The organism is Mesorhizobium sp. 2RAF45, from assembly GCF_052115225.1.
Classification (GTDB): domain Bacteria; phylum Pseudomonadota; class Alphaproteobacteria; order Rhizobiales; family Rhizobiaceae; genus Mesorhizobium; species Mesorhizobium jarvisii.
In genome coordinates this window covers 134,004-150,296 of the sequence record NZ_JBFRGG010000006.1, presented here as the reverse complement: position 1 = coordinate 150,296, position 16,293 = coordinate 134,004, and the positions used below count along the sequence as shown (strand labels likewise).

The 16,293-nt window shown below is 63.0% G+C and carries 17 protein-coding genes; 4 read left to right on the top strand and 13 right to left on the bottom strand.

Annotated features, from left to right (window positions below; translation table 11 throughout):
• Positions 1-4: 4 nt before the first annotated feature.
• From AB4Z43_RS18380 to coxB, 11 genes are all read right to left on the bottom strand, one after another.
• A complete protein-coding gene (locus AB4Z43_RS18380; RefSeq protein WP_441938669.1) occupies positions 5-967 on the bottom strand; it encodes a homoserine kinase in 963 nt (320 codons plus the stop codon).
• Between the two features lie 5 nt (positions 968-972).
• Positions 973-1,980 carry a 4-hydroxy-3-methylbut-2-enyl diphosphate reductase gene (gene ispH / locus AB4Z43_RS18375; protein ID WP_441938668.1) on the bottom strand — a complete coding sequence of 336 codons (1,008 nt, stop codon included), beginning with the start codon at positions 1,978-1,980 and terminating at the stop codon, positions 973-975.
• Between the two features lie 88 nt (positions 1,981-2,068).
• Positions 2,069-2,824 (bottom strand): SURF1 family protein, encoded by a 756-nt coding sequence (locus AB4Z43_RS18370; protein WP_064983022.1) that lies wholly within the window; start codon positions 2,822-2,824, stop codon positions 2,069-2,071.
• Entirely contained in the window at positions 2,821-3,207 is a 387-nt protein-coding gene (locus AB4Z43_RS18365) for a DUF983 domain-containing protein (protein ID WP_019856995.1), read from the bottom strand. The genes AB4Z43_RS18370 and AB4Z43_RS18365 overlap by 4 nt, the downstream gene beginning before the upstream one ends.
• A gap of 2 nt (positions 3,208-3,209) precedes the next feature.
• Positions 3,210-3,701 (bottom strand): L,D-transpeptidase family protein, encoded by a 492-nt coding sequence (locus AB4Z43_RS18360; protein ID WP_027046618.1) that lies wholly within the window; start codon positions 3,699-3,701, stop codon positions 3,210-3,212.
• Between the two features lie 91 nt (positions 3,702-3,792).
• On the bottom strand, positions 3,793-4,674 hold the full coding sequence (locus tag AB4Z43_RS18355) for a cytochrome c oxidase subunit 3 (protein WP_019856993.1): 882 nt from the start codon (positions 4,672-4,674) through the stop codon (positions 3,793-3,795).
• A 1-nt stretch (position 4,675) separates the two neighbouring features.
• The gene (locus AB4Z43_RS18350; protein ID WP_441938667.1) at positions 4,676-5,308 is read right to left on the bottom strand and encodes a cytochrome c oxidase assembly protein; all 633 of its coding nucleotides are present in this window, start codon (positions 5,306-5,308) and stop codon (positions 4,676-4,678) included.
• Entirely contained in the window at positions 5,308-5,466 is a 159-nt protein-coding gene (locus AB4Z43_RS18345; RefSeq protein ID WP_080512128.1) for a hypothetical protein, read from the bottom strand. Before AB4Z43_RS18345 ends, AB4Z43_RS18350 begins: the two co-directional genes overlap by 1 nt.
• A 2-nt stretch (positions 5,467-5,468) precedes the next feature.
• Positions 5,469-6,413, bottom strand: coding sequence for a heme o synthase (locus AB4Z43_RS18340; protein ID WP_441938666.1), 945 nt, complete (start codon positions 6,411-6,413; stop codon positions 5,469-5,471).
• Between the two features lie 74 nt (positions 6,414-6,487).
• Positions 6,488-8,140 carry a cytochrome c oxidase subunit I gene (ctaD, locus tag AB4Z43_RS18335; protein ID WP_019856990.1) on the bottom strand — a complete coding sequence of 551 codons (1,653 nt, stop codon included), beginning with the start codon at positions 8,138-8,140 and terminating at the stop codon, positions 6,488-6,490.
• A 38-nt stretch (positions 8,141-8,178) separates the two neighbouring features.
• Positions 8,179-9,063: a cytochrome c oxidase subunit II gene (gene coxB / locus AB4Z43_RS18330; RefSeq protein WP_027046617.1), complete on the bottom strand. Its 885-nt coding sequence runs from the start codon at positions 9,061-9,063 to the stop codon at positions 8,179-8,181.
• Positions 9,064-9,439: 376 nt separating this feature from the next.
• On the opposite strand from coxB, the gene AB4Z43_RS18325 reads away from it, so the two are divergent.
• The 4 genes from AB4Z43_RS18325 to AB4Z43_RS18310 all read left to right on the top strand — a co-directional run bounded on the left by AB4Z43_RS18325 (position 9,440) and on the right by AB4Z43_RS18310 (position 13,073).
• Positions 9,440-10,000, top strand: a complete 561-nt coding sequence (locus AB4Z43_RS18325) for an invasion associated locus B family protein (protein WP_027046616.1) — start codon at positions 9,440-9,442, stop codon at positions 9,998-10,000.
• Between the two features lie 172 nt (positions 10,001-10,172).
• Complete coding sequence (tldD, locus tag AB4Z43_RS18320; RefSeq protein WP_019856987.1) at positions 10,173-11,585, top strand: metalloprotease TldD; 1,413 nt, start codon at positions 10,173-10,175, stop codon at positions 11,583-11,585.
• Positions 11,586-11,649: 64 nt separating this feature from the next.
• Complete coding sequence (locus AB4Z43_RS18315; protein ID WP_441938665.1) at positions 11,650-12,006, top strand: Sir2 family NAD-dependent protein deacetylase; 357 nt, start codon at positions 11,650-11,652, stop codon at positions 12,004-12,006.
• Positions 12,007-12,398: 392 nt separating this feature from the next.
• Positions 12,399-13,073 carry a transglutaminase-like cysteine peptidase gene (locus AB4Z43_RS18310; protein WP_171903324.1) on the top strand — a complete coding sequence of 225 codons (675 nt, stop codon included), beginning with the start codon at positions 12,399-12,401 and terminating at the stop codon, positions 13,071-13,073.
• 117 nt (positions 13,074-13,190) lie between these two features.
• Here the strand turns inward: AB4Z43_RS18310 and AB4Z43_RS18305 are convergent, their stop codons facing one another.
• Complete coding sequence (locus AB4Z43_RS18305; protein ID WP_051112819.1) at positions 13,191-13,460, bottom strand: hypothetical protein; 270 nt, start codon at positions 13,458-13,460, stop codon at positions 13,191-13,193.
• A 243-nt stretch (positions 13,461-13,703) separates the two neighbouring features.
• A complete protein-coding gene (locus tag AB4Z43_RS18300) occupies positions 13,704-16,274 on the bottom strand; it encodes a caspase family protein (RefSeq protein WP_441938664.1) in 2,571 nt (856 codons plus the stop codon).
• Positions 16,275-16,293: the final 19 nt, after the last annotated feature.

The window sequence follows — 16,293 nt, the reverse complement described above, 5'->3', positions numbered from 1 at the left end:
CATATCAGGCCAATCCATATTCCGAAGCAGATTTGATCGCCCGATGGAACCGCATCCGCCTGATATATTCGGTCGGGTCGCGTTTCATGACCAGGCCGCCATCGGGAACGGTCAGCCAGTCGTAGAGCCGGGTCAGCATGAAACGCAGCGCCGAACCGCGAGCCAGCATGGGCAGTGCCGCCTTTTCCTCTTCGCTCAGCGGGCGCACGCTCTGATAGCCGGCGAGCAGTGCCTTGCCCTTGGTGAGGTTGAAGGAGAAATCCTTCTCGAAACACCAGGCGTTGAGGCAGGTGGCGACGTCGTAGGCATAGAGGTCGTCACAGGCGAAATAGAAATCGATCAGGCCGGACAGCTTCTCGCCCAGGAAGAAGACGTTGTCCGGAAACAGATCGGCATGGATGATGCCCGCCGGAAGGCCCTTCGGCCAGTTGCGCGCGAAATCGGCGAAGTCGGCGTCGACCTCCGCCGCCAGGCCTGGCTCGACCTCGTCCGCCCGGTCGCGGGCTACGTTCCAAAGCTTGCGCCAACCGTCGATGGCGAGCGCATTCGGGCGGGTCATCGGAAAATCGGCACCGGCCAGGTGCAAGGCGGCCAGCGCTTTGCCGACCTCGGCGCAGTGCGTCGCCGTCGGGCGCCGCAGCGAAAGCCCTTCGAGAAAGGTGATGATGACGGCCGGCCGGCCGGCCAGCGTGCCGATGACGCTGCCGTCATGCGCGGTCACCGGCAGCGGGCAGGACACGCCCTTGTTGGCGAGATGGCCCATCAGCCCGAGGAAAAACGGCAAATCCGCCTTGTCGACGCGCTTCTCGTAGAGCGTCAGTATGTAGGAGCCGCTGGAGGTGTGCAGCAGGAAGTTGGAGTTTTCCGTGCCCTCGGCGATGCCCTTGTAGGACAGGAGATCGCCAACCGGATAGTGCTTCAGGAAAGCGCCGAGTTCGCCCTCCGCAACGTCGGTATAGACCGCCATCCGCCTTACGCGGCCCCATTGACGAAGGCCATATCGGCCGGCGTCAGTTCGACATCGCGCAGTACCCGCATGACCGGAAAATCCTCTGTTTCGGTGGCCGTGATGGCCAGGTCGATGGTGACATCGAAGCGCTGGCGGAACGCGTCGATGATTTCGTCGACGATGATCTCCGGCGCCGATGCCCCTGCCGACAGGCCGAGCGTCGAAATGGTGCCGATGTCATTCCACGGAATCTCGGCGGCGCGCTGCACGAGAAGCGACATTGTGGCCCCGGCACGCTCGGCCACTTCGACAAGGCGCCGCGAATTGGAGGAATTGGGAGCGCCGACGATCAGGTAGAGATCTGCGCCAGGGGCGGTGTCCTTGACCGCTTCCTGGCGGTTGGTGGTTGCGTAGCAGATCGATTCCGCCGCAGGCGCATACAGATCGGGAAAGCGCTCCCGCAGCGCACGGATAATGCCGGCGGTGTCCTCGACCGATAGTGTGGTCTGGGTGACGAAGCCAAGCGCTTTCGGATCGGCGGGCACTAGCCTGGCGGCATCGGCCTCGGTCTCGACCAGCGTGACTGCGCCGTCCGGCAACTGGCCCATGGTGCCGATAACCTCGGGGTGCCCGGCGTGGCCGATCAACAGCACATGGCGGCCAAGCCGCTGATGGCGCATCGCCTGTTTGTGGACCTTGGAGACCAGCGGGCAGGTAGCGTCGAGATAGAACAGGTTGCGCGCCTGCGCGTCCGCCGGCACCGATTTCGGCACGCCGTGCGCCGAGAAGACGACCGGCGACTGCCGGTGTTCGGCCGGGATCTCGGAGAGTTCCTCGATGAAGACGGCGCCAAGGCTCTGCAGCCCTTCGACAACGTAACGGTTGTGCACGATCTCGTGGCGGACATAGACCGGCGCGCCGTATTTCTTCAGCGCCAGCACGACGATCTGGATCGCACGGTCGACGCCGGCGCAGAAACCGCGCGGCTGGCAGAGCCGGATCGTCAGCGGAGGCTTGGTTGTCTGATGCATTAAATCCTGGCCGGTTCGTCAGCGCCGAAATGAGGTGCCTAGCCCTGCCCTGTCAAGGGCGTCGGTAGAAAGGGGGCGTCGCGCGCGGTCATTCTTCTTTCGCGGGACGGCGAAGCCGCAGGATGAGCACTGCGGCCAGTGCCGCGGCAAGCCCATACCAGGTCATCGCATACTGCAGATGGCTGTTCGGCAGGTCGATGATGGTGACGCCGCCGATCGGCAGACCGCCGGGATTCGGCGTCTTGTCGGCATCGATGAAGATCGGCACCAGCGTGAACCCGGCCGGCAGGCCGGCGCTCGCCGCCATGGCGTCGCGGTCCTTCCAGTAGAAGATGTTCTTTGCCACGTCATTGTCGGGAAGCATCATCGACGGCTTTGCCGGCAACGGATTGCGGGCAAGCCCGGTGATGGTCACCTTGCCTGGGATCTGCCCCTTGGCGCGCTTGGCCGGGTCTTTCAGATCATAGGGTATGAAACCACGATTGATCAGCACGAAGCGGCCATCATCGAGGGCAAGCGGCGTGTAGACGTTGAAGCCGGCATCACCTTCCCAGGTCGCGTAGAAATGCCGTTCGCCCGAATGCAGGAACGTGCCGGAGACCGTGACCGGCGTGTAGTCGACGTCGCCGGTGGAGGCGAATTCCTTCTCGACTTCGGCTAGCGGCAGCGGCGCAGAATGCGTGCGCTGGTCGATGGTCTGCAGGAGACCTTCCTTCCAGTGCAGGCGCTGGACCTGCCAGGTGCCGAGCGCCAGCAGGATCAAAAGCAGCACCAGGCCAAGGCCGAGCAGCAATGCCGATCGTGGCCGCGAACGGCCGGCACCTTTGATGGCTGCCTCGCTCATTCGCCGCGGTCCAGCCGGCCTTCGGCCGCCTTGTTGGCATATTGGAGAGTGAGCAGCACGCCCTTGATCAGCCGCAGCGCCGTCAGGCACAGCACCAGGGCCAGCGGGATCCAGACCAGCAGATGCAGCCACAGCGGCGGGCTCAGCGTCACCTCGACCCAGAGCGCCAGGCCGACGATGATGAAGCCGATGATCAGGATGACGAAGACCGCCGGTCCATCGCCCGCATCGGCGAAGGAATAATCGAGGCCGCAATTGACGCAGCGTTTGCCGACGGTGAGGAAGCCGGAAAACAGCCGCCCTTCGCCGCAGCGCGGGCAGCGGCCGTGCAGGCCGGCCGAAATCGGATCGATCGGAGGCCAGATCGCCTTGTCTTCACTCATCGCTACTGCTCGATCTCTATCGGTGTCCCATCGGCCACCATTGCCCAGATTTCGTCCATGTCGGAGTCCGTAACGGCAATGCAGCCATCAGTCCAGTCGACCAATTGAAGCAGCCAGCCCCACCAGCCGAAACCATTGGGCTGGCCGTGGATCATGATCATGCCACCGACGTCGACATTGCGCGCCTTTGCCGCCGCCAGATCGTCGGCACTGGGATAGGAGATGTGGATCGATCTGTGCGCGATGCTGTTGGGGTTGCGCCAATCGAGCATATAGCGCCCCTCGGGCGTGCGCTGGTCGCCCTCCTGGTGCTTATGGCCGACGGGATCCCCGCCAAGCGCAATGCCGTAGCGGCGCACGACCTTGCCGTCGCCGATCAGTTCCAGTAGCCGCTCCGCCTTGTGGACACGCACCAGATCGACCTGCTCAGCCGCAAAGGCCGGAAATGCCAGGAGGATGAACGCGCAAATCGCCCAGGGAATTGTCTGCCGCATTGGCAACCGATCGGCGATCATTGCGCCGAAAAGAAGAAGGCGGCCACGTCGCCGCGGCCGCCTTCTTGAAATCAAAATCCCAAAGGCCGGATCAGTGGCCTTCGATCACCGCACCAGCCGATCCCCAGACATAGATCGCCGAGAACAGGAACAGCCAGACCACATCGACGAAGTGCCAGTACCAGGCGGCCGCCTCGAAGCCGAAATGCTGCTTGGGGGTGAAATCACCCTTCATCGCGCGGATCAGGCAAACCAGCAGGAAGATGGTGCCGATGATGACATGGAACCCGTGGAAGCCGGTCGCCATGAAGAAGGTGGCGCCGTAGATGGAATCCTTGAAGCCGAACGGAGCGTGTATGTACTCGTAGGCCTGCACCATGGTGAACAGCATGCCGAGGCCGACGGTCAGCACCAGGCCGTTGATCAGGCCCTTGCGATCGCCATGGATAAGCGAATGGTGCGCCCAGGTGACCGTGGTGCCCGACAGCAGCAGGATGATGGTGTTGTAGAGCGGCAGGTGGAAGGGATCGAGAACCTCCATGCCCTTCGGCGGCCAGACACCACCGGTAAATGTGTGGCGCGCATAGTTCTGCACCTCACCGGCAAAAAGGCTGGCGTCGAAATAGGCCCAGAACCAGGCGACGAAGAACATCACCTCAGACGCGATGAACATGATCATGCCGTAGCGCAGATGCAGCGACACGACACGCGTGTGATGGCCCTCATGCGCTTCCTTGATCGTGTCCGACCACCAGGCGAACATGGTGTAGAGGACGATCACCAGGCCGATGAAGAACAGCCACGGATTGGCGATGTTGTGGCCGAAGATCGGGAAGGAGCCGCCCTTCAAATACTCCATGAGGCAGACGCCGCCAAAGGCGGTGACGAGTGCGCCTACCGATCCCAGGAAAGGCCATGGGCTCGGATTGACCAGATGATAGTCATGCTGTGGTTTTGCGTGCGCGTCTGCCATATCAACCCCCGAGATTTGCTTCGGTATCTGAAACTGTCTTGCTGGTGCCTTGTACCGGCTCCGAAGAGGCAACCGGCTTGTTCTTCTCGGCCGGGAACATCGTGTAGGACAGCGTGATCGTCTTCACGTCCTTCAGTTCCGGCACATTCACGATATCGGGGTCCACGTAGAACAGGACCGGCATGTCCAGCGTCTCGCCAGGCTTCAGCGACGTATCGGTGAAGCAGAAACACTCGACCTTGTTGAAATACGGGCCCGCCAGTTCCGGCTGCACGTTGAAGGTGGCGCGGCCGGTGACGGGGCGATCGAACTTGTTGGTCGCTTGATAATGCGCCTGCACGGTCTCGCCTATCTTCATGGTCATTGAGCGCTGGACCGGCTGGAATTCCCACGGCACACCGGCAACATTGGCGTCGAAACGCACGGTGATCTCACGGTCGAGCACACGGCCGGCATACTGCTTCTCGACACGTTGCGTCGTGCCGCCATAGCCGGTCGCCTGGCAGAACATTTTGTAGAGAGGCACGGCGGCATAGGCCATGCCAATCATGCCTGTGAAGAAGGCAAGGCACACCGCAGCGACGATGCGGTTGCTGTTCTTGCCGGTCGGTCTTTTGGACGTCTCGACGCTCATCACATCGTGCCCAGATTGTGGCCGAACTTGATGATCGTGGCGATGTAGAAAATGACGACAAGCACCGCCAGCGCCACGCCGATCGCAATGGATCGGCTGCGCTGGGCCTTCCTCTGACGCTCGGTCAAGGTGACCGTCTCAAGCTTTTCCTCGACCATGATCATGCCCCACCCATGGCAAGCGCGCGTTCGACAACGCTGTCGGCCAGGTAGGCAGCGAAGATGGCGAAGAGATAAAGCAACGAATAGGCGAACAGCGCCTTGGCCGGCTTCATGGCGCGGTCGTCGTCGGCCATACCGAGCACTTTCCACGCATACCAGACAAAGCCAACCCCAAGCAGCATGGCGGCCACGCCATAGAAAGGCGTCGTGTAGCCAAGCAGCCACGGCGCCACGCCGACCGGGGCCAGCACCAGTGCATAAGCGAAAATCTGACGGCGGGTCGACGCGTGGCCGGCGACATTGGGCATCATCGGGATGCCGGCACGCTCATAGTCCCCCGACTTGAACAGCGCGAGCGCCCAGAAATGCGGCGGCGTCCACAGGAAGATGATCAGGAACAGGACGATGCTTTCGAGGCTGACCGATCCGGTCACCGCGGCCCAGCCGATCACCGGCGGAATGGCGCCGGCCGCGCCGCCGATGACAATGTTCTGCGGCGTCCAGCGCTTCAGCCACATCGTGTAGACGACGGCATAGAAGAAGATGGTGAAGGCCAGCAGCGTCGCCGACAGCCAGTTGACCAGCACGCCGAGCGTCATCACCGACAGCACCGACAGCACCAGGCCGAAGCTGAGCGCCTCGTGCGGCTGGATGCGGCCGGACGGCACCGGACGGCTTGCGGTCCTGGTCATCACCGTGTCGATGTCGGCGTCGTACCACATGTTGAGCGCGCCCGAGGCGCCGGCGCCAATGGCGATGGACAGGATGGCGATCACAGCCAGCAGCGGGTTGATGGTCACCGGGGCGGCGACAAGCCCGACAAAGGCCGTGAACACTACCAGCGACATGACGCGCGGCTTCAGCAGGGCGAAGAAATCGCCCGCCGTCGCTTCCGACATGCGGAAGCCCGCTTCGTCAATGCTGGTTTCGTCGACTAGGGCCATGCGTACTCAGTCCATCATTCCGTTGGCCAAAACCGCCGGCGGGCCGGCGGTTTTGTATTCGGGCGGGAGCCGCCTTACTTGATCTTCGGCAGCTGCTCCCACTGGTGGAACGGCGGCGGCGAAGGCAGCTGCCATTCGAGCGTGGTGGCACCCTCGCCCCATGGGTTGGCGCCGGCGATCCGCTTCTTCTGGAAGGCTTCGAACACGCCGTAGAGGAAGATCACCACGCCGACGGCCGAGATATAAGAGCCGATCGACGACACGTAGTTCCAGCCGGCAAACGCGTCCGGATAGTCGATGGTGCGGCGCGGCATGCCGGCCAGGCCAAGGAAGTGCTGCGGGAAGAAGATCAGGTTGACGCCGACGAAGGTGACCCAGAAGTGGGTGTTGGCGATCACGGGCGAATACATGTAGCCGGTCATCTTGGGGAACCAGTAGTACCAGCCGGCGAAGATGGCGAACACCGCGCCCAGCGACAGCACGTAGTGGAAGTGGGCGATGACGAAATAGGTGTCGTGCAGCGAGCGGTCGAGGCCGGCATTGGCCAGCTGGACGCCGGTGACGCCGCCGATGGTGAACAGGAAGATGAAGCCCAGCGCCCACAGCATCGGCGTCTTGAACGAGATCGACCCGCCCCACATCGTCGCGATCCAAGAGAAGATCTTCACGCCCGTCGGAACCGCGATGACCATGGTGGCAAAAACGAAGTAGCGCTGCGTGTCGAGCGACAGGCCGGTCGTATACATGTGGTGCGCCCAGACGATGAAGCCGACGGCGCCGATCGCGACCATGGCGTATGCCATGCCGAGATAACCGAACACCGGCTTCTTCGAGAAGGTCGAGACGATATGGCTGATGATGCCGAAGCCCGGCAGGATCAGGATGTACACTTCCGGATGGCCGAAGAACCAGAACAGGTGCTGGAACAGCAGCGGATCGCCGCCGCCATCGGGGGCAAAGAAGGTGGTGCCGAAATTGCGGTCGGTGAGCAGCATGGTGATGCCACCGGCCAGGACCGGCAGGGACAGCAGCAGCAGGAAGGCAGTGACCAGCACCGACCAGGCGAACAGCGGCATCTTGTGCAGCGTCATGCCCGGAGCGCGCATGTTGAAGATGGTGGTGATGAAGTTGATGGCGCCGAGGATCGACGAGGCACCGGCGATGTGGATCGACAGGATCGCCAGATCCATGGCCGGGCCCGGCTGACCCGAGGTCGACAGCGGCGGATAGAGCGTCCAGCCGCCGCCGACGCCGTAGGCGCCCGGCGCGCTCGGCACGAACATCGAGGTGAGCAGCAGGATGAAGGCCGGCGGCAGCAGCCAGAAGGAGATGTTGTTCATGCGCGGGAACGCCATGTCGGGCGCACCGATCATGATCGGCACCATCCAGTTGGCGAAGCCGCCGATCAGCGCCGGCATGACCATGAAGAAGATCATGATCAGCGCATGCGCGGTGGCGAAGGCATTGTACATGCTCTTGCCGCCGTCGACCGCTGCGTCACCGTTCATGCCGTAGACCATCTGCGCCAGACCGCTGAATATCTGGATGCCAGGCTCCTGCAGCTCCATGCGGATGGCGACCGACAGCGCGCCGCCGATGATGCCAGCCATGATCGCGAAGATCAGGTAGAGCGTGCCGATGTCCTTGTGGTTGGTCGAATAGACCCAGCGCACCCAGCCATGATAAGGCTTGTGGTCGTGGCTGTCGTGAGCTGCAGCGTCTGCCATGTTCCGCTCCGTTCCCTAAATCTTGCTAACCCGCGGCATCAATTGCCGGCGGCCGCTACCTTGTTCTGGCCATCGACCTCGGCCATCAGCGTCTTGTTGGCGCCGGGCAGATCGGTCTTGGCCGCAGCCAGCCAGGTCTTGAACTGCGCGTCGGAGACGACACGAATGGCGATCGGCATGAAGGCGTGGTCCTTGCCGCAAAGCTGCGAGCACTGACCATAATAGAGGCCTTCCTTCTCCGCCTTGAACCAGGTCTCGTTGGTGCGCCCCGGAATGGCGTCGATCTTGATGCCGAAGGACGGCATGGCGAAGGAGTGGATCACGTCGGTCGCGGTGACGAGCACGCGCGTCATCGTGTTGACCGGCACCACCAGCTCATTGTCGACGGCGAGCAGGCGCGGATAGACCTTGCGATCCTCCTTGCCAGCCTTGGCGCGGTCGCCATCCTGGAGGATGGCCGAATTGAAGGAGAGCGTGTTGTCGGTCTGGTATTCATAGTCCCAGTTCCACTGGTTGCCGGTCGCCTTGACGGTCAGCTTGGCTTCCTCCGGCGGAGTGTACTGCGCGGTCAGGAGCTGGAATGAGGGGATGGCGAGACAGAGCAGGATCACGACCGGGCCGACGGTCCAGATCACCTCGATCAGCGTGTTGTGGCTGGTCTTGGAGGGAACCGGGTTTGCGCTCGCGCGGAACCTGACGATGCAGTAGGCGAGGAGAAGCAGCACCAGAATGGTGATCGGGACGATGAACCACATCGTGTAGTTCCCGAACCATTCGATCTGCCGCATCATGTCGGTCGCCGGCGCCTGGAAGGTCGTCTCCCACGCCACGGGCTGGTCTGCATGGGCGGACGTGACCGCGAAAAGCGCGGTGGCAGCCCCAGCACTGGCTAGAAACTTGGCGTCTGCTAGGAAATTTCTCATCGCCCTCTTCGTCTCCCAGTTCCTCGCGGCGGTGCCAACGAGAATAACGAACAATGCCGGGACGGGAATCCCGACAGTCTCAAACTGGTTCAAACCATACTCTTTTTCCCTCCGCAAGAAAGGAGCGGAGGAAACTGTGCGGCATTTTTGCGCGCAAGGTGAGACGGCTCTTCCGGGGCAGCGGCGATGGCGGCGAATCGCGTATGTCCGGCAGGCTGCTCGCCTCATGTTGGCGAGGTGCGCGATGTGTCGTAATTCAGGCGAATTTGACAGAGAAAAGCGCTGTATTGCCTGTTTCGGGACAGTTCGGCAGCGGTCTCGTCCTTTACTTGGCATTGGCGCGGCTTAAAGTGCCGTGATTCGCAATGGAGCCGTCATGAACTCTTGGCTTTCGAGACTGGGGCATACGAGACCGGAGCTTTCGAGCACCTTGGTCAAGGCCATGTTTCTTGCCGCTTTGTCCGCGGCCGGTCTGTTCGTGGCCGGTCAGGCCAATGCCGCCCAGCCGAGCGGCACGGTGCGCTCTACGCATGGCGCCTGGTCGATCATCTGCGACACGCCGGCGGGCGCCACCTCCGAACAATGCGTGATGATGCAAAATGTCGTCGCCGAGGACCGTCCGGAGATGGGGCTGTCGGTGGTCGTGCTGCGCACCGCCGACAACAAGGCCGAGATCCTGCGCGTGCTGGCGCCGCTCGGCGTGCTTTTGCCGAACGGGCTCGGCCTCAATGTCGACGGCAAGGACATTGGCCGCGCCTATTTCGTGCGCTGCTTCCAGGACGGCTGCTATGCCGAGGTCATCCTCGAAAAGCCGTTGCTCGACACGCTGAAGACCGGCACGTCGGCGACGTTCATCGTCTTCCAGACGCCGGAAGAAGGCATCGGCATCCCTGTCGACCTCAAGGGTTTTGCCGACGGCTTCGCCGCCCTTCCCTGATCCCGAGCTTGGCGCAGAACCAGGTTCTGACGCAGCTCTCCTGAATGCCGCATCTGAATGCCGCATCGGCTGGCCGTCGTCATTCGCCGACGCCGATCGTCATTGCCGATTGTGCGAGCGCGGCTTCGCGCCTACATCGGGGGAAAGCAATCTTCCCACGGACGGACGCGCCATGAACAGCCTGATCGGCCAATTCGATATTTCCGACGATCGCATCAAGCAGATCGTCGCCGACACCATCAACGGCGCCGACGACGGCGAACTGTTTCTCGAATACAGCGAGAGCGAGGCGCTGATGTTCGACAATGGCCGGCTGAAGACCGCCAATTTCAACACCGACCAGGGCTTTGGCCTGCGTGCCGTCGCGGGTGAAGCCAGCGGCTACGCCCATTCGAGCGACCTCTCCGAAGCCTCGCTGCTGCGCGCGGCCGCTGCGGTCTCGACTGTCAAGGGCGGCTATTCCGGAACGCTTGCCGCTGCCCCTGCTCGCACCAACCGCCATCTCTACGGCGACGAGAACCCGATCCCCTCGCCCTCCTTCGAGGCCAAAGCGAAGCTGCTACAGGAAATCGACGCCTGGCTGCGCGCCGAGGATCCACGCGTGCGCCAGGTGACGGCCTCGCTCGCCGCGTCCTGGCAGCATGTCGAGATCGTGCGCGCCGACGGCCAGATGGTGCGCGATATCAGGCCGCTGGTCCGCATCAACGTCTCGGTCGTCGTCGGCGACGGCGACCGCCAGGAAAGCGGCTCCTACGGCATGGGCGGACGCAAGGCATTCGGCGACTTCCTGATCGAGGACAGCTGGAAGCATGCCGCCAAGGAAGCGCTGAGGCAGGCGCTGGTCAATCTCGAGGCCATCCCAGCTCCGGCCGGCACATTCGACATCGTGCTGTCCAGCGGCTGGCCGGGCGTCATGCTGCACGAGGCCGTCGGGCACGGGCTGGAAGGCGATTTCAACCGCAAGAAGACCTCGGCCTTCGCCGGCCTGCTGGGCCAGCAGGTCGCCGCCAAGGGCGTCACCGTCGTCGACGACGGCACCATCCCGGAGCGGCGCGGCTCGCTCACCGTCGACGATGAAGGCACGCCCTCGGCCCGCAACGTGCTGATCCAGGACGGCAAACTGGTCGGCTACATGCAGGACCGGCAGAACGCACGACTGATGGGCATGAAAGCCACCGGCAACGGAAGGCGCGAAGGCTACGCGCACCAACCGATGCCGCGCATGACCAACACCTACATGACGTCAGGCGACATGGAACCGGACGAGATCATCGCCTCGGTCAAGAACGGCATCTACGCCGTCTCCTTCGGCGGCGGCCAGGTCGACATCACCTCAGGCAAATTCGTGTTCGGCTGCACCGAGGCCTACATGATCGAGAACGGCAAGGTGACGCAGCCGATCAAGGGCGCCATGCTGATCGGCAACGGGCCCGACGCCATGCACCGCGTCTCGATGGTCGGCAACGACATGAAGCTCGACAATGGCATCGGCATGTGCGGCAAGGCCGGACAGGGCGTGCCGGTCGGCGTCGGCCAGCCGCATCTCAGGATGAACCAGATGACGGTGGGCGGCACCAGGGTTTGAGGCTCGAGCCGTACCGGTAACATCGCCCGCCAAAGTGATGTTTCCGAGTTGGGGCGGCCTGACAATGTCCAGATCCAAGATCGTCATCCTGACGGGCGCCGGCATTTCGGCGGAATCGGGCGTCGCGACCTTTCGCGATCCCGATGGCGTCTGGGCCAAATTCAACCTTGAGGACGTTGCGACGCCCGAAGGCTTTGCTCGCGACCCCGCCAAGGTGCAGGATTTCTACAAGATGCGGCGGCGGCAGATGGACGGTGTCGGGCCGAACGCCGCCGAGGAGGCGCGCGCCGCCGGCGCCTTGACGATCGAACTCAACCTAAAGTGCGCCGGCTGGGCCTCCCGCTTCGACGAACAGTTGGAAGGACCGGCGACACAAGTGGTGCCGGCTTTCGTGGGGCGGATTCTTTCGGGCGTCGGCTGACAGCCCGTGTCGCCTCGGAAATCGGGGCGATCAATATCCGCGTATATCGAGAGAGGAACCATGATGGTCAACGGAAAAAAGCTCAAAGCCGTCAGTGCATCCGATGATCAAGTCACACAAGCTGCTCCGGTCCTTCCTTTAACGCGGCCTGAGGACGTGTTCGCGTCCCTGCCCCGGAGGGCCAAACCGAAGACGCTGGGAGAAATGGATGCGGGGGGCTCGCCGAAGCATCCCGACGCCGCGTTAGCGATTGATGCCAATCAGATCGTCCGCGATCATCACCTTGAAGTGAACACAATTCGCATTAGGAAATTAGTAACTGTTAAACTGCCTGGGCTGCCTTTTTGCGCACGACGCAGCACCAGTTCCTCGTTGCGATGGTGGTTTCGGCAATGCGGCATTCTTCGGTCCTGACTTCGTCAATCCTGCTTGGCTTGGTTTCGTTGATCGGCGCGACAGCGCTGCAAGCCGCTCCGGCATCAGCACAGTCGACGTGGTTCAAAGTACGATCGACGCAATCTTCTGCCGTCACGGTCGGTGGTCCTACCAGCGTCCCCTACGGCTGGGTCGATTTCTGCCATCGCCGGCCAAAAGAGTGCAAGGTGCCCGCTCTGCCGGCCACAAACGTCAAGCTGACCGCGCAGAACCTGCGCACTCTGAAGCGGATAAATCAAAAGGCGAACAGTTCCATCAAGCCCGTCAGCAATTTCGACCACTGGGGCACGATGGCGGACCACTGGGATTACCCGGTTGACGGTAAGGGTGACTGCAAGATCTACGCACTCTACAAGCGCAAGCTTCTTCAGGAGGCCGGGTTCCCCCGGCAGGCGCTGCTGATGACCGTGGTGCACGACCTCGACAATGAAGGCCACACCATCCTGACGGTGAAAACCGACAAGGGCGATCTGGTCCTGGACAATCTGGTCGACGAAATCAGGCCGTGGAACGCGACCGGCTACTACTTCGTGAAACGCCAGTCGCAGCAGAACCCGAATATCTGGGTGTCGATCAACCAGCGGGGCGGCACGCCGCAGACCCTCACGAACGTTGCCAAGCTCGTAGATTGAGCAACCTTTATGGCCGTAGCAGTCCAGGCGCCACCGACGTCCGATGAGTTTCAGCGCTCGGGATGAAGGAATTGCCGCCAGCCTAGGCTGGCGGCAATAGCCGAAATCAGCTGTTGATCAGGTGGCCTTGCCACCGTTCTTCTTGCAATCGGCCCGGAACTTCTCGCGCGCCTTGCCGTGGAGCTTCTTGGCGTCCGCGAGTGCGGAACATTGCTTGGAAATCGCGGTCTTCTCCGGCGTCATGGCAGAGGCCGCCGACTTCTTCGCCGGGGCGGCCGTGGTAGCGGCCGGGGCAGTCGTGGTCGCTGCTGTCGTCGCTGCCGCGGCGACTCCCGTCGCAACGAACCCGGCCAGGGCGATGGACGTCAGAACGCTTGCAATCCTCATTGTGCTCACTCCGTTGAGGCCCCCCGGCGCAGACTGGGTACCAGCGGGCCGAGGCACTGCGCAATCTTGGCCGTGGCCAACCACGCAGTTGTGATCTGATCGCGGGTAGCCGTCACGGCCAGCCATGTTTTTGTCGCCGGCCGACACAGCCGGTTACCTCACACAACGCGACCAGCGACGCGTTTCAAGCCTTTGTCTCATGCATGTCCCGACCCAGGCCGAACCACCTCTGGCCGACATGCGCTATTTCTTGCAAGCGGGCTCATTGGGGTGCCCGCAAGACGGCTTCTTGACGGCCGGCGGCTGCGGCTGCGGCGGCCTTGGCCGTGCCTGCCGCTGCACCTGCTGCTGCATTTGCTGCTTCGGCTGGGCGTGGAACTCCGGCCTCTGCGGCCTGGGCTGACCCTGCACCTTCAGCTGCGGGTTGCCGTTGTTGACCTTGAATTTCTGCTGGACATTGCCACCACCATTTCCGTTGGCAGGCAAACTGTGGAATTTGGGACCGTTGCCATTGCCCTGTGCCCCATTGCCTTGCCCATTGGCCTGACCGTTCGTCTGGCCGCCGCCCTGATTGTGAAGCTTCTTGAACTTGCCGTTGGGCGGGTTCTGGCCTGAATTCTGGCCAATAAGCGCTGGTGGGTTGTTCACCCCATTCGCCGCGGACGTGCCGTTGGCGCCCGGGATCTTGCGCAACTTGGCATCCTTGCCGGTCTTGCCGGTACCATTCTGGCCTTGCCCATTGCCCTGGCCATTGGCCCCGTTTTGCCCATTAACCACCGGGTTGCCGGTCACGGCGTTTCCACCTGCCGTGGCCTGATTGTTCAGGAGCTTCCTGGACTTGTTCTTCGGCAGGTTCTGTCCATTGAGCACCGGCTTGCCATTGACGAGCGGCAGCGTGTTGCCGTCGGCGCCGGGCAAGGCATGACCCGTCCGCTTGTCGGCAGGCAATGTCTTCGACAGCGGCGTGACACCGCCCGGCTGCTGCCCACCCTGCCCCGGCTTCGGCGGGAGGCCGCCCGGGTTCTGCTTCGGCAGATTCGGGTTGTTGGGCAGGTTCTGCCCATTCAGCACCGGCTTGCCATTGACGAGCGGCAGCGTGTTGCCGTCGGCGCCGGGCAAGGCATGACCCGTCAGCTTGTTGGCAGGCAATGTCTTCGACAGCGGCGTGACACCGCCCGGCTGCTGGCCACCCTGCCCCGGCTTCAACGGGAGGCCACCGGGATTCTGCTTGGACAGCACGGTTTCCTTCTTCTGCAGGAAGGCCGGCAACGCGACCTTCGTTGCCAGCGCCGCCGCACCCAGGCCCACGGCGCCAGCAGTCAGTTTCTGGCCGGTGGTGAGGCCACCGCCCTGGTTGTTGTTCTCGTTGATCGTCGTGTTGTTGATGATCGTTGTGTTGTGGATGTTGTTGAAGATGACGTCGTTCGGCGGCGGGGAGATATCACGCGGCGGGTTCACCCAGGCAGGCACCGGCACGAAAACAGGCGTCGGCAGAAGGAAGATTCCGACTGGCGGCGGCGGCGGTGCCAGTTCAATGAAGTCGCGCGGCCGCGGCGGCAGGAAGATGACCGCCACGGGTGGCGGTGGCGCGAAATCGAATTCCGGGTCGTCGAAATAGAGCACGGGCCGGTCGACATAGACCATCTCATCGGGCGGTGGCGGCGGCACGTCGTAGGCGTAGACGGTAAAACCCTGCGGCGGTTCAAGCGCGGCGTCGAAATGCTCGAGCCTGCGCCTTGCGTCCCAGGCGTGCGGACCGTGCGGATAGCGATCGAGATAGGACCAGTAGGCTTCGGGCGTGTCCCTCAGCCAGGTCTGGCGCCAGGTGATCGCCTCGCGCCGCGCCGCCAGGATCGCGCGCACGCGCCTGACCATCGGATCGTGGGGATAGGCGACCAGAAAATCCTCGTAGCCACGCATCGTGTCGCGATCGAGAGCCGCGATATAGGCATCATGCGCATCGAAGTCGCGGATTTCCTTGGTCCGCATGGCGCCGACCTCGGCTGACGACACCTGCTGCGGCGGGGCATCCGGCCCGCGGTCGAAGAAGACGAAAGGCTCCGTGATCTTGGAGGCGTTCCAGGGCAACTCCGCACCCTGCGTCACCTCGTTGACGCGCAGGCGCGTGCGGTCGAAAACATCACCAAGCTGCAGGCCGCCATCCCTGATCATCTCGGCAAGCGCCTGCGCATAGGCGCCGTAAGGTCCTTTGCCTTCCGGCGCGACCGTGCCCGGGGCGGCGTTGAAGGCGATCAGCATGTTCGGGTCGGGATCGACCAGTGCAAGGCCGCCAGCCAGCGGCTGGTTCGATTTGGCGAAGGAGTTTGGCCGCGCCGCATCGAGCACGACGATGTTGACCTTGGTCGGCAGCGCTGCAAGCGGCTTGGTGAGGTCGGAGATCCGCACCGCGGCCATCGGCACGTCAGCGGCGTTGGCGATCTGGGCATCGACGGGCGCGAAATAGTTCTCGCCCTCGAACTGCAGGCCCTGGCCGGCCAGATAGACAAACACCACGGCGTCGGGACCGGCTGCCGTCACCTTGGCGAGGAAATCGCGATAGGCGCCGCGCAGCGATTCCTGGTCGACGTCGCGCGCGCCGACCACGTCGAACCCCGCCGCTTGCAATGTCTGGGCAATCAGGCCGGCATCGTTGGCCGGCGTCGCCAGCGCGCCCGCCGGATAGGCGGCGTTGCCGATGACGAAGGCAAGGCGCTTCTGGCTTTGCGCCAGCGCCAGGGCTGTCGACCCGAACGCGAAAATGGAGAGGGCGAGGAAGAAAGCGAGAAGTTTCGAGACCGTCCGCATTACGATCATCCGTCAGTGAGAGTGCCGA